This is a genomic window from Microbulbifer agarilyticus S89, from assembly GCF_000220505.1.
Lineage (GTDB): Bacteria > Pseudomonadota > Gammaproteobacteria > Pseudomonadales > Cellvibrionaceae > Microbulbifer > Microbulbifer agarilyticus_B.
On record NZ_AFPJ01000027.1, the window covers coordinates 1 to 12,587 of the forward strand.

At 49.2% G+C, this 12,587-nt stretch carries 14 protein-coding genes; 11 read left to right on the plus strand and 3 right to left on the minus strand.

The window, feature by feature from the left end:
- Positions 1-254: 254 nt before the first annotated feature.
- From AS89_RS18635 to AS89_RS0107615, 11 genes are all read left to right on the plus strand, one after another.
- On the plus strand, positions 255-860 hold the full coding sequence (locus tag AS89_RS18635; protein ID WP_138976375.1) for a hypothetical protein: 606 nt from the start codon (positions 255-257) through the stop codon (positions 858-860).
- Between the two features lie 135 nt (positions 861-995).
- The gene (locus tag AS89_RS18640) at positions 996-1,373 is read left to right on the plus strand and encodes a hypothetical protein (RefSeq protein ID WP_138976376.1); all 378 of its coding nucleotides are present in this window, start codon (positions 996-998) and stop codon (positions 1,371-1,373) included.
- 145 nt (positions 1,374-1,518) lie between these two features.
- Entirely contained in the window at positions 1,519-1,932 is a 414-nt protein-coding gene (locus AS89_RS18645) for a hypothetical protein (RefSeq protein ID WP_138976377.1), read from the plus strand.
- A 143-nt stretch (positions 1,933-2,075) separates the two neighbouring features.
- Positions 2,076-2,414, plus strand: coding sequence for a hypothetical protein (locus tag AS89_RS17140; protein WP_010131896.1), 339 nt, complete (start codon positions 2,076-2,078; stop codon positions 2,412-2,414).
- 96 nt (positions 2,415-2,510) lie between these two features.
- A complete protein-coding gene (locus AS89_RS18650; protein ID WP_138976378.1) occupies positions 2,511-2,831 on the plus strand; it encodes a hypothetical protein in 321 nt (106 codons plus the stop codon).
- Positions 2,832-2,988: 157 nt separating this feature from the next.
- Positions 2,989-3,507, plus strand: a complete 519-nt coding sequence (locus AS89_RS0107585; protein ID WP_010131897.1) for a hypothetical protein — start codon at positions 2,989-2,991, stop codon at positions 3,505-3,507.
- Positions 3,508-3,629: 122 nt separating this feature from the next.
- The gene (locus AS89_RS18655) at positions 3,630-4,064 is read left to right on the plus strand and encodes a hypothetical protein (RefSeq protein WP_138976379.1); all 435 of its coding nucleotides are present in this window, start codon (positions 3,630-3,632) and stop codon (positions 4,062-4,064) included.
- Between the two features lie 101 nt (positions 4,065-4,165).
- The gene (locus AS89_RS0107590; RefSeq protein WP_010131898.1) at positions 4,166-4,552 is read left to right on the plus strand and encodes a hypothetical protein; all 387 of its coding nucleotides are present in this window, start codon (positions 4,166-4,168) and stop codon (positions 4,550-4,552) included.
- 1,147 nt (positions 4,553-5,699) lie between these two features.
- Positions 5,700-6,248 (plus strand): hypothetical protein, encoded by a 549-nt coding sequence (locus AS89_RS0107605; RefSeq protein WP_010131901.1) that lies wholly within the window; start codon positions 5,700-5,702, stop codon positions 6,246-6,248.
- A 155-nt stretch (positions 6,249-6,403) separates the two neighbouring features.
- Positions 6,404-6,847: a hypothetical protein gene (locus AS89_RS0107610; protein ID WP_138976380.1), complete on the plus strand. Its 444-nt coding sequence runs from the start codon at positions 6,404-6,406 to the stop codon at positions 6,845-6,847.
- Positions 6,848-7,040: 193 nt separating this feature from the next.
- Complete coding sequence (locus AS89_RS0107615; RefSeq protein ID WP_029249874.1) at positions 7,041-7,544, plus strand: TIGR00645 family protein; 504 nt, start codon at positions 7,041-7,043, stop codon at positions 7,542-7,544.
- A 154-nt stretch (positions 7,545-7,698) separates the two neighbouring features.
- Here AS89_RS0107615 and AS89_RS0107620 read toward each other — a convergent pair whose 3' ends face one another.
- The 3 genes from AS89_RS0107620 to AS89_RS0107630 all read right to left on the minus strand — a co-directional run bounded on the left by AS89_RS0107620 (position 7,699) and on the right by AS89_RS0107630 (position 12,559).
- A complete protein-coding gene (locus AS89_RS0107620; RefSeq protein WP_029249875.1) occupies positions 7,699-8,727 on the minus strand; it encodes a succinylglutamate desuccinylase/aspartoacylase family protein in 1,029 nt (342 codons plus the stop codon).
- A gap of 15 nt (positions 8,728-8,742) precedes the next feature.
- On the minus strand, positions 8,743-9,648 hold the full coding sequence (gene rimK, locus AS89_RS0107625) for a 30S ribosomal protein S6--L-glutamate ligase (protein WP_010131905.1): 906 nt from the start codon (positions 9,646-9,648) through the stop codon (positions 8,743-8,745).
- A 166-nt stretch (positions 9,649-9,814) separates the two neighbouring features.
- Complete coding sequence (locus AS89_RS0107630; protein WP_010131906.1) at positions 9,815-12,559, minus strand: nitrate/nitrite transporter; 2,745 nt, start codon at positions 12,557-12,559, stop codon at positions 9,815-9,817.
- Positions 12,560-12,587 lie beyond the last annotated feature (28 nt).

The window sequence follows — 12,587 nt, forward strand, 5'->3', positions numbered from 1 at the left end:
GTCCGGAGTTATCTTTTGGGGTGCCAGTAAGGTGGAAAATAGTTGGGGAAAGTGCGGTATTCTTTCCTCGTAAATTTTAGGCAGTGGCCAGCCAATTCGTGGCTGGCATAGTGCTGGTAGCTAGTTCAGAGTGCGGCCGCAATAACCAGGCTAGGCAAGATCGCCCAAGGCCCCTGCGGGGCCCCGGGCTGGACAGCCTACGCTGCGCTCCGGCTGCCCCTGCTAGCGGCGTTAGGTGATGGAGAAGTGCGATATTGAAAAGATGGAATAAAGCATTTTTTACTTCAGCAGTAAGCCTTCTTTTGTCTGCTTGCGTATCTAATATGCCTCGGGACGTGATAGTTTCTGAAGTTGGAATAGTTTCACGAGAAAGCTTAGATAAAATTGTTGAGAAGCCATTTCATGAATCGTGGCTAATCGATAAATTTTTAGTTGTTGGATTGTCGACGGACACTGATCTTATTCAATATGCCCAAGGGCGAGGATACCCGTTAAGTGTAAATAGGTGGTTCTGTGAACAGAAATCCACACCTATATTTGGCAGCGGACTCTATGCAGAAGAGGCTAGTTTATATACCCAAACTATTGATCTAGAAAAAATTAAATTTATGTCCGTGTCACAGAAGGAACGTTCTGGAAAAAATCTATATTACGCCGTTGTACCGCTATCAATTTCACAAGATATAGAGATCTATGGTCGCCCAGAAAGAAAAGGCGCAGTATTTTATGGTAGGTACAATCTAGAGTCCTATCCAAGAGATTTGTGCTTTCAAGTTGGCGGTTACTCTTATGGCTTTGGTTTTAAATCTAATCTGGCTAAGTTGCCAGCGAGCACGATACAAGGAGTGGTGCATGACTAAGGTGCAAAGACCACCTAACAAAGCGCTGCAAGGCGACGCCTTACTTTGTGCGCTTTGTTGCGCGGTCGCTTCGCTTCCATTTTCGCGCAATTAAGCGCACAAAGTAAGCCGCCCCTGAGCGCGGCGTTAATGGTCATGAGCTACATGAGATTATTACTAGCACTTGTTGTTGCGGCTATCGGAAGTAATGCGTTGGCGTGTGGTTGTAGCGAAATTCCGACCCTGTCAGAACAGTATCAGTCTTCAAATATTGTTGTTTTAGCAAACTTGAAGCCTATTGGTGAATCAACATTTGAATGGGAAGTGATAGAAGTAATTAAAGGATCTAAACCGAAATTACTAGAAAATGTGGAGCAGGGCTTAACGTCATGTGATCCACAGCTTAAAGGTGGGCAGGAATGGCTGCTTTTCCTTAAGGAAAATGAGAGCCCGGTTCTCGGTTGGTGTAGCTTCAATCGCAACACGCAGTACCTTGGACAGGGCTGGCGCGAAGACCTTGCAGATCAACATTAACAAAGCCAGGCAAGATGCTCCGGGCCTTCGGCCCTCCGCGGGACAGCTTACCTTGTGCACTTTTTGCGCAGGTCGCTCTGCTCCCATTTTCGCGCAAAATGCGCACAAGGTAAGCTGCCCCTGCTGGCGGCGTTATGAGTCATCAATGAAAAAAACTAAGAGGCTTATCCCACTGTTCTTTCTGCCCCTAATCTCAAGTGCGAGCCCGCCCATTCAAGTGGTGGAGCTCACGCCAAAGTTGGCTGAGCAGCTTGGATTCCAAGTGAAGATAGAAGAAGAGGAGCTTTCAACATTGATAACCTTTTCTGGTCCAGAGAGTTTAAGCTCAGGCTGCGTAGCCGCTAGAAGTGGAAGCTTCGTATTGTCTGAAGGTGATAAGACTCCTTATGGTCATATTTCAGAGTTGCCGAAAATGTCGGAGCCTCCTCAGCTACTCAGCTTTATTTCCAACTCAAGCAAAAACACTCTGTATGTTTTCATAGACTATTTTTGCCCAAAAGATCGCGCTTTAGATAGTCGTAGGTATGCAGTGCCATCTGTCAGGGACTGGGACTCATAACAAGCACAGGCAGTATGCTACGGGCCTACGGCCCTCCGCGGGACGGCTTACCTTGTGCACATTTTGCGCGGGTTGCTTCGCTCCCATTTTCGCGCAAAACGCGCACAAGGTAAGCCGCCCCTGCTGTGGGCGTTAAGTGAATAATGAAAAAAGTTCTCCATCTCAAACGTTATGTTGTCATATTTTTGGTGACTCTATATGTTTTCCCCGGGCTTTTTCTAGGTGTGAAGCAGTACACGGACCAATCTAGAACTTATGTCTGCAATGCACCTTCAGAGCCGCACGGCTATATTACTGTTTGGATGGCGAATGGTAGAAACCCGGATCCAGAAAAATGCCAGGTCCAAATCGATGGTAAGGGGCCTTGGGTAATACCTAAAATGGCACTATTTGGCACACCGTTAATATTTGTTATGGCGGCAAAAAATTATGGTGAACGGAAAATGCGTGAGGAGGCGGATAGAAATTACAATGATAGGTAACAAGCCGAAACAATCACTCGAGCTGGCTGTTGGAAAAGCCTTGGAGCTACGCTTAACTGTCGATCCCACGGCGGAGCGTCAATTGAGTCTGGCAAAATGACCATACAGAAAAGTGTAAAAATCTCGATTGGAGCTTTGGCTGTCTTGCTTTCACTGGTCGCTTACTATTTTGGCGCGGCTATGTTTGCCCCAGCTGTATTAATTTCTGCAGTATCTGCACCATTAGCTTTAGTTTCATTATTTAATAAAGCTTGGCGGCTTGGTCTCTTGGCATTGTATTTTTCTGTGTGTGCAGTAGTCGTATCACCAATTATTGGGCTCTCTGCGAAAACATCAGATAGCTTATTTGTTATCACGTCATGTTTAGGGGTGGTTATCTTTGTGGTCCTATGGATCAGTTGGCGGCGCAGCAATTAAGACGCTTAACAAGGCCGGGCAATTTTTTTCGAGCCTGCGGCCCTCCGCGGGACAGCTTACCTTGTGCACCTTTTTCACAGGTCGCTGCGCTCCCATTTTCGCGCAAAACGCGCACAAAGTAAGCTGCCCCTGCCGGCGGCGTTAGGGTACCTCCATCGTGCAAATAGATAAGCATTCAGCTGCATTGAGGCAGCTTGACTCGGCAATTCAAGGTTTCTTCACTGGAGAAGATATTATTGCTTGCCATACTCTAGCCGGGGCTTCCTCAATGTTGCTGTCCGACTTGGTCAACTTAAAGTGCCCTGGGAAGTCCTGGGATGCCGTGGCACAAGAAGACAACGGCCTTTCCCCCAAGGAATACTATGCAATTACACGGAAAACTCAGAACTTCCTTAAGCATGCGGACAAAGACTCAGGCGCCATCTTGGAATTTAACCCTGTAGATTTCACTCATATCGTATTCTTCGCGACCCTAAATAATGGGGAACTCGGCGGCATAAAATCGCATGCAGTTCAGTTCTTTCAGCTTTGGTACATTGCCTGCAACTCCGAGCTTTTCACTGACCAGAAGTCAATATTAGAACCATCATTGCAGTTATTCGGCCAAATCGGGAATCAGTCATTTGATAGTCAAAGAGAGCACGGATCAATCAAATGGGCGTCTACGACATCCTAACAAGGTGCGGCAGACCGACGGCTTACTTTGTGCACTTTTTGCGCAACCGCTGCGCTCCGATTTTCGCGCAAAACGCGTCCAAGGTAAGCTGCCCCTGCTGGCGGCAGTATAGGGGGTAAACGATGAATCCTCAGCTTATAAAAGCTGGAGTATTTGCTGCGATTCTTGTATTGGCCCTCTTCGGTATTTTTACGTTAATGGCTGTGCCTTCAGGATCAGATCGAGACCAGTCACGGTTGAAATTCACACCGGTAGTTGAGGCTGAATTTGATTGCCAGCTAATTGAGGAAGAGGTTAAAAGCTTACGAAAGGTTCGTTCGGGCGGTTTCTGCGAAACCTCAAGCGACTGCAGAATCGTAGGGCAAGCATGTTCGTCTATTCCGGCAGATAAAGCCCAAGAAATGGAGGATAAGTTTTCTTCTCTTCTTGATATGGCAGATCAGCTAAGTTGCAATACTGGATTCTTAATATGTGAGTTTGTGGCGCCTAGCTGTAGAAATGGGCAATGTGCTCTGGCTAGGTCTGTCAATCAGCCTCCTATTCGATCAGAGATGTAGAGCCCTATAACAAATGGCTGTTATCGACCCTGCGGGGCTGGGGCGGCCCTTCTGCTGCTTCGCGGTTACAAGTCCGCCCCAAAGCCTGGCATTGGAGAAAAATGAAGAAATTGGGAATTGTATTCATTATTGGTGTTGCCCTAGGAGTATTGGTTGCGTACTTCCCATTTTCCTATGTTCATAAAACAAACGAATATAGTTCCATGCTTACTGAGCGCGGGATGACAATGGTTGCTATTGCAGATTTACTTTCAGAAGCCAAAAGAAAGCCAAATATAACCACAGATGAAATTTTTGAAGAATACGTTTGTGAGGAGTACCTTCGACAAAGAGAAATCGTGGATGGAAAAATCAATTGGGCGAATATGACCACAGAGAGCAGAACGAAAAATCTGGCAATTCAATACGCAATCAGCTGGACCAAACAGGCTGAAGCATATAATCCTGACTTAATTGAGTCCTGTACGAGAGAGGCTCTAACAAGGTAATGAACTTCGCGCATGAAAAGCGTGCGTCTGATAGCCTACTCTGTGCTCCGGCTACCGATTATTGCAGCAATAGGCTCAAGTAAATGAAAACCGTCGTGAGAATTATCGTCCTCTTAGAGGTGCTTGTTTTCTTGCCGCTGCTACCGTCAGTGGCTATCGGCTTGCTGGGCGTATTTGCGAGCGTGGTTTTTGGTTGGTTTGGTATGGTTTGGTTTTTGACTGGGTTTTTTATAGTGGGCTGTACGGTTGCTGTTTGTTCTCTTACCTATTACGCGGCCTCAAACGGTAAGCGAATACTAAAACCTGGAGTCGCGCTATTTTTCTCAGTTTGTGGTCTCATCCTACTGGCTGTTTTCAGTTGGACATCTGAGGCGAGCTGGCAGTATTTGATTCAACTATTAGCATTGGCTCACATGATTTACCTATGTAGGAGCTGCTTTGTTGCTGAGCCCACGCTAGAATCAAAGTCTTACGATCATGGGTAGTGAAACTCTGGCCCTTCGGTTCTCTGCGAGACGGCTTGCCTTATGCTCGTTTTGTGCGGTCGCTTTGCTCCCATTTTTGCGAGAAAGCGCGTATAAGGTAGGCCGTCCCTGCCGTGGGCTTTCAATATCTGAGTTTTGTAATAAGTATTATCGGAAAGATTTTGTATTTTAAGTTGACGGTTGGCTCATGTTGAAAATATTCCTCAAATATTTTTTAGCGATTTACTTGGTCATTGGTGTTTTCATTAGTGTTCAAGAATATACAAAAGAACTAAAAATATTTGAGTGTGAGCATGACCTGGGGTCAGATTGGTCAAAGGTGCTTAAACCCGGAACGTACAAAAACCCAAATCCGGAGCAGTGCACAAGGGTTGGTGCAAAACCATCAGTTATTATGAGGATTCCTGCTCTCGCGGTAACTTGGCCCGTGTTTCTCTTCTTAAAGTATGGTAAACGTAGGCAGAGTATGGAAAGGTTTAATTGACAACAGAGCGCTGGTCCTTGTTTAACAATCACAGGCAGGAATGCCACGGCCCTTTGGGCCTCTGCGCGACGTTTCACCCTATGTGCGCTTTGCTCGGTCGCTGCGCTCCCATTTTCGCGCAAACCGCGCAAAGTTAAGCTGCCCCTGTCAGCGGCGTGAAGGCATAGGAGTAATAGGAATGCATGGATGCAAAATAACTATTATCTCGATTTTTTCCTTGCTTTGTGCGTGTGCTACGCCCATGTCTGGCATACCAGTTCAAGACAAAAAAATTATCCTTAGAGACATCATAGACCTGAATGAAGCCCGAGAAAGTGGTGATATTAATAAGTTGCTGTCTCTTTCTCACTCATCAAATTATGAGGTTTTTGGGAGTAAGTCGAATTATGAAAATGAACTTTCTAATTCATACTTAAGGCTCAATGAAATAGGTCTTAATGTCGTTGAATTTCGCATTGGTAGAATGCAGAAAATATTTGAGGCGGGGGGCAAAAAATTGGTGATTGTTCCCCGCCAGTTAAAATTAGAGGTTAGTAGCTGTCGCTGGATGAGCGTCTCATATATAGTCGCGATTCAGGAAGGTTCTGGGGAAAAATGGAGTTACTTCTTTGCCCCTAGCTTGCAAAATCGGGATGTTGAGTTCCGAGATCTATTTCCATATGTCCCAGAGAACGTCGAAATTCCACCCAACTATGTAGAGATCTATCGGCCACCATGTGCACAGTGAGCCTTAACAACCGCAGGCAGTATACTGCGGCCCTTTGGGCCTCCGCGGGAAGCCCATCGCCATGCACGTTTTGTTCGGGTCGCTGTGCTCCCAACCTCGCACGAAATGTGCACAACGTTGGTTGCCCCTGCTGCGGGTGTTACATGTTGTCAAGTATGAAAGCTGTTTCCTCAAAAAGTATTGTATTTTTCATGGCTAGTTTAGGTATTTGTCTAGTAGCCTACATTTCTGTTTTTGACCCAAGAAGGTTGTCTGAGAAGCTGGCACATAATTCAGTGATGGAATTTGAACAGATAAATGCTGAATCGCTCTCAAAATATTCGAGAGCCAATGGCTGGTTAACACTGACCGATGCAAAGCGAGAAACGCTAATTTCTTGGGGAGAAAAACAGGGTAGTTTTGAGGAGATTGAAAAGACCAAATTGATTGAATTTCACAAGTCTCGCCAAATAGGATTTGGTCCGTCGGATAGGCTCTATATCTATAGAGTCGATACCAGATATACACGCGCTTTTTTGAGTTTTTTTGTTTCAGTAAGCGGGACTGGAAATGACCTTAAAGTTACAGATATATCTATCAGGCCAAAGCGCAGCATGTAACAACGCCGGGCAATTTTCTCCGAGACTGTGGCCCTCCGCGGAACAGATTGTCCGTGTAACTTTTGCGGAGTTCGCTAGGCTCCCATTTTTGTGTGAAAATCACATAGAATAACCCGCGTCTGATTGCGGCGATAGATTGTTTTTGTCTGCTTGTGTTTTAGAGTCGACAAATGATTAAGCATTAGGTATGAGAATGAAAAATTTTGAAGAGGTATTTGAACGTAACTTATTTGCCAGCCGTTGGCTTTTAGTGCCGTTCTTTGTTGGATTGATCGCCGCGGTTTCTGTGTTGTTGTTGAAGTTTATAAAAGAAATAATACATATTGTTCTACATATTAATGAGCTGAGCGGATCAGAAGTAATTCTACATATTTTAACGCTGATCGATATTTCTCTAATTGCCAGCTTAATTTTTATAATCGTATTTAGCGGCTATGAAAGCTTTGTTTCAAAGATTGAAGTGGAAGATGACGGTGATCGCCCAGGTTGGATGGGTAAGGTTGGGTTTGCAGGCCTAAAGATTAAAGTAATTGGCTCTATCGTTGCTATATCATCAATAGAGTTATTGAAAGTGTTCTTGACCATGACCGAAGACAGTGATCAGAGCCTTGTTATGTGGCGTGTTATTATCCATATGACATTTGTTGTCTCTGGCACGTTGATGGCTTTGCAAGAGAAGCTTGCTTCCAGTCATTAATCTTACGTTAGTAGTGAATGTGGGCCGAGTGCAAAGTCTGTGTTCAAAATGGTAAGCATGCCGTAAAGCTGTCCACTGCCTTACTTTCGTGTTGTTCGGCAGGCTTGTAAATCAACACGAAAGTATTAGCAGGTCATGATTCCCCGATGGCGATTTATGGGCTTCCTGGTTGGTGGTCTGGTGCCAAGCTTTCATGCATGGCATCAATCGTTTCCGCTACCTCAGAATCCGACTCCGAGAAAAACGCGATATGGAACATCGCATCCCCTTCCTGTACCAGTGGGATGTTCTGCTTGCCGATAATGATGCCCGGCTTATGTGCCACGACCGTATCCATCACTTCTCCAAAGGGGCTACCGATCTCTGCCAGTGGAGTGCCCTTGGAGACCTGATCACCTAGGTGTTTCAGGTCATGGACAATACCGCTGGAATTGGCCCTTACCCAGCTGCTGGTATTAGCGGTAAACGGGGTAATCGACTTCTTGCGGCCTTGCTTGCGCTTTACCATTCCCAGGTGCTGGAGAACGTTGAGTACGCCTTTGACGCCTGCACGAATAGAGAGTTCGTTAAACCGCAACGCTTCCCCAGCTTCGTACAGCAAGATACGTGTATCCAGATCAATGGATGCTTCGCGTAGTGATCCGTCGCGCAGGTCAGAATTCAGGATCACGGGAACATTAAATACCTCTGCGAGCTCCTTGGTTTCAGCATCACTCAGATCGGCACGAATTTGCGGTAAATTGGAGCGGTGCACGGCACCGGTATGCAAATCAATCCCGTACTCACAATGACTGACGATTTCCTCAAGAAACAGGTTGGCCACGCGCCCCGCCAGGGAGCCGCGGGGAGATCCGGGAAAGCTCCTATTCAGGTCGCGACGGTCGGGCATGTAGCGGCTCTGGTTCAATACACCATACACATTAACCATGGGGACCAGGATCAGCGAGCCCGCCGTTACCTTTAATGTCTTCAGTTGTATCAGACGGCGAATAATCTCAATGCCATTGAGTTCATCGCCATGAACTGCTGCCGATACGAACAGGTTCGGTCCGGGCTTCTTTCCGCGCATCACATGCACGGGGATACAGATTTCCGTATCGGTATACAGTTTTGCCGCAGCAAGCTCGATACTTCTGGTCTCCCCCGGTGCGATTTGGTAACCGCCAATTTCGAGATTTTCCATTTCCATACGCGTGTCCTAGCCCTTGCCCTTAGTACGCGTACTATTTGGCTTGGCCGACTGCTCGATGAAATCGAAAATCATCGCGGCAACATCTTTGTCGGTGGCTTTTTCAATACCTTCAAGGCCCGGCGAGGAATTCACTTCCATCACCACCGGACCATTATTGGACTGCAGGATATCTACCCCGCAGACATTCAAGCCCATGGCCTTGGCGGCATTGACGGCTGTTGCCCGCTCTTCTTTGCTCAAACGCACCAGTGTTGCGGAGCCTCCTCTATGCAAATTGGAGCGGAACTCGCCCTCGGCGCCCTGACGCTTCATGGCTGCCACAACCTTGCCACCCACAACAAAGCAGCGGATATCCGCTCCTTTCGCTTCCTTTACAAATTCCTGGACCAGGATGTTGGCCTTCAAACCCATAAAAGCCTCGATGATGGCCTCTGCGGACTTGTTGGTCTCTGCCAATACCACACCGATCCCCTGTGTGCCCTCGAGTAACTTAACAACTAGGGGGGCGCCACCGACATTCTTGATAAGGTCGGGAATATCGCCGGGCTTGTTGGCAAACCCGGTGCGCGGCAGGCCAATGTCCTTGCGTGATAGCAACTGCAGCGAGCGCAGTTTGTCGCGCGAGCGGCTAATCGCCACAGACTCATTGACAGAAAATGTGCCCATCATTTCAAACTGACGCACCACCGCTGTGCCGTAAAAGGTGATGGAGGCACCAATCCGCGGGATCACGGCGTCGTAGTAGGGCAGCTCTTCACCCTGGTAGCGCACCGTGGGTCTGCTACGGGTGATATCCATGTAGCAATGCAGGGTGTCGATGATATCAACCTGATGCCCACGGGCTTCCCCGGCTTCTTTCAAGCGACGGGTGGAGTAAAGCTGGGAGTTGCGAGAAAGGATCGCGATTCGCATGTTTGGAGTGTCCTGATCGTAAGTGCGCTGCCAGAGTTGCACCTCACGTGAGGTCTGGGAAGGGCAGCAACGGATGATTCTCGCACCGATTATGACTGGCGCCTAGCAAAATCATACGCAGGGAGATTGAGGGACGCGTGGGGGCTGGGAGCCCCCAGTGGCTTACCTAGGATGTGAGTTTGCTGCGCTCAATGTCGTACAGCATGCCGCGGCGCGAGGAGTAGAAGTACCAGGTCAGGACAAGGCAGATCACGTAGAAGATCAGGAACGCCCAGAGCGCGGCCATAGGGCCGCCGGTCATATTGATGGATGTACCGTAGGCCTTGGGGATGAAGAAGGCCCCATAGGCGGCGATGGCACTGGTAAAGGCAATGATTGCCGCGCTCTCGCGGTCCACCTGCTTGTTGCGGTCTTCACCCTTTAGCTGCGGCATTAGCCGCGGGATCTCTTTGCCCATGATCACCGGGATCATCTGGAAGGTCGATGCATTGCCTACACCGGTGAGGAAGAACAGTGCAAGGAAGCAGCCGAAGAAGCCCCAGAAAGCACCCGCCATCTCATTGTTGCTGAGGAAGTAGATGACCCCGAGCGTGGCGACAATCATCAGGGCAAAGGTCCAGAAGGTCACCCGGGCACCACCGTACTTGTCGGCAAGCCAACCGGTGCCGGCACGACTGAGCGCTCCGACGAAGGGGCCAAGGAACACCAGTTGCAGGGTGTTTACATCGGGGAACTCCAGCTTTGCCAGTAGCGGGAAGCCCGCGGAATAACCGATAAAGCTACCGAAAGTGCCAGTGTACAGGATGCACATAAGCCAATTGTGCTTGCGCTTGAAGATAATCGCCTGGTCACTGAAGCTGGAGCGAGCGTCGGCAATATCATTCATGCCCACCCACGCGGCGATGGTCGACAGGATAATCATCGGCACCCAGATAAACCCGGCATTTTGCATCCATACCTTGGTGCCTTCGCTGGTGGACTGTGGCTCACCCCCGAGAACACCGAAAACCCCGACCGTGATGACAATCGGCACCAGGAACTGCATGAGCGACACGCCGAGGTTACCCAGTCCCGCGTTCAGTGCCAGCGCATTCCCTTTCTCCTTGTCTGGGAAAAAGAAGGCAATATTGGCCATGGAGGAGGCAAAGTTGCCACCACCAAAGCCGCACAGGAGGGCGAGAATCAGGAAGATCAGGAATGGCGTTTCCGGATTTTGTACGGCATAGCCCATACCAATGGCGGGTAGTAACAGCGATGCTGTGGATAAGGTTGTCCACAACCGCCCGCCAAAGATAGGCACCATAAAGCTATAAAAGATACGCAGCGTGGCGCCCGAGAGGCCGGGCAGTGCGGCAAGCCAGAACAGTTGCGAGGACGAGAAGTCAAACCCGATAGCGGGGAGTTTGGCGACGACTACGGACCAAACCATCCACACGGCAAAGGCCAGCAGCAGGGCGGGGATGGATATCCACAGATTGCGGCGGGCGATGGCGCGTCCCTTAGTTTCCCAGAACTCTTCATCGTCCGGGTGCCATTCCTTGAGCACCGTTTCCTTCATATTACTTTCCCCTTTGTTGAGCAGTTCCTGTGCCTTCTGCTCGCTGACTACTGCGGAAACTGGTTCACTGTCGACTACTTTGCGCAACTCTGTTTCGTGTTCACTGTGCTGATCTTCTGCCTGAATTGCCAGGTGCATCCAGATCAGTGAGAACACGACGATGGCAAAAAGAATTGCGAAGCAACTGGTATAGATCCCGGTAAGATCTAGTGCCATACCGAAAATTATAGGGAGGATAAAACCACCCAGCCCGCCAATCATGCCGACCAGTCCGCCGACCGAGCCCACGTGGTTTGGGTAATACACCGGTATATGCTTAAACACAGCCGCCTTACCCAGACTCATAAAGAAGCCTAGGATGAACAAGGTGACCACGAACGGCCAGAGCCCCATTTCTGTGGAGAAGGTAAGCGGGCCATTCTTGGTTTGGATGATGTACTGGGTCGGCGGGTACGACAGCATAAACAGCAGGAACAAGGAGAACCCGAAAGTCCAGTACATCACCGAGCGCGCGCCAAAGCGATCGGAAAGGTGTCCGCCATAGGCGCGAAACAGCGATGCCGAAAGTGAAAACGCCGCGGCGCACATACCTGCGGTTTTCAGGTCCACCTTGTAGACGTCGATCAGGTAGTGCGGCATCCACAGTGCCAGAGCAACAAAGCCGCCAAAGACAAAGAAGTAATACAGCGAAAAGCGCCACACCCGAATATCTTCAAGCGGCTCAAATTGTTCCGACAGTGAAATTGGCTGGGTGCCGGCGGCCCTGCGCGCCACCAGCTGGGGTTCATCCTTGGCGAAGATGTAAAAAATCACTGCCATCAAGGCAAGGGCGCCCGCCCACACGTAGGCTACCGCATGCCAGCCGAAGGCCACCAAGATGAAAGGGGCCAAGAACTTGGTCACCGCCGCACCGACGTTACCAGCGCCGAAAATTCCCAGTGCGGTTCCCTGTCGCTCTGCTTCAAACCAGCTGGAAACATAGGTTACGCCGATGATAAACGAGCCCCCGGCCAGGCCGATAAACAGCGCGGCGAGCAAATACATTGGATAGCTGGAGGCGACGGCGAGCAGGCAGGTGGCGATGGCGGTGAGCAGCATCTGCAGCGAAAATACGATGCGGCCACCGAAACGTTCGGTCCATACGCCAAGGATGAGCCGGGTAAGAGACCCGGTAAGGATCGGGGTTGCGATGAGGATACCTAACTGGGACTCACTCAGTTGCAGCTCTTCTTGGATGGCGATGCCGATGATCGAAAAAATCGTCCATACCGCAAAACACACGGTGAAGGCGATGGTACTCAGTGCGAGCGCACGATTCTGATCCGACCTTGATAAAGTAGACGGCGCATCCATGGTAAGTGTTCCCTGCGGTAGCCTGCCT

Bases quoted from the DNA above. Each gene is read 5' to 3' on its own strand.
- AS89_RS17140 (WP_010131896.1), top strand. From the start codon at position 2,076: ATGAAAAAAGTTCTCCATCTCAAACGTTATGTTGTCATATTTTTGGTG.
- AS89_RS18640 (WP_138976376.1), top strand. From the start codon at position 996: ATGAGCTACATGAGATTATTACTAGCACTTGTTGTTGCGGCTATCGGA.
- AS89_RS0107630 (WP_010131906.1), bottom strand. From the start codon at position 12,559: ATGGATGCGCCGTCTACTTTATCAAGGTCGGATCAGAATCGTGCGCTC.
- AS89_RS0107620 (WP_029249875.1), bottom strand. From the start codon at position 8,727: ATGGAAAATCTCGAAATTGGCGGTTACCAAATCGCACCGGGGGAGACC.
- AS89_RS0107605 (WP_010131901.1), top strand. From the start codon at position 5,700: ATGCATGGATGCAAAATAACTATTATCTCGATTTTTTCCTTGCTTTGT.
- AS89_RS0107610 (WP_138976380.1), top strand. From the start codon at position 6,404: ATGAAAGCTGTTTCCTCAAAAAGTATTGTATTTTTCATGGCTAGTTTA.
- AS89_RS18650 (WP_138976378.1), top strand. From the start codon at position 2,511: ATGACCATACAGAAAAGTGTAAAAATCTCGATTGGAGCTTTGGCTGTC.
- AS89_RS18645 (WP_138976377.1), top strand. From the start codon at position 1,519: ATGAAAAAAACTAAGAGGCTTATCCCACTGTTCTTTCTGCCCCTAATC.
- AS89_RS0107615 (WP_029249874.1), top strand. From the start codon at position 7,041: ATGAAAAATTTTGAAGAGGTATTTGAACGTAACTTATTTGCCAGCCGT.
- AS89_RS0107590 (WP_010131898.1), top strand. From the start codon at position 4,166: ATGAAGAAATTGGGAATTGTATTCATTATTGGTGTTGCCCTAGGAGTA.
- rimK (WP_010131905.1), bottom strand. From the start codon at position 9,648: ATGCGAATCGCGATCCTTTCTCGCAACTCCCAGCTTTACTCCACCCGT.
- AS89_RS18655 (WP_138976379.1), top strand. From the start codon at position 3,630: ATGAATCCTCAGCTTATAAAAGCTGGAGTATTTGCTGCGATTCTTGTA.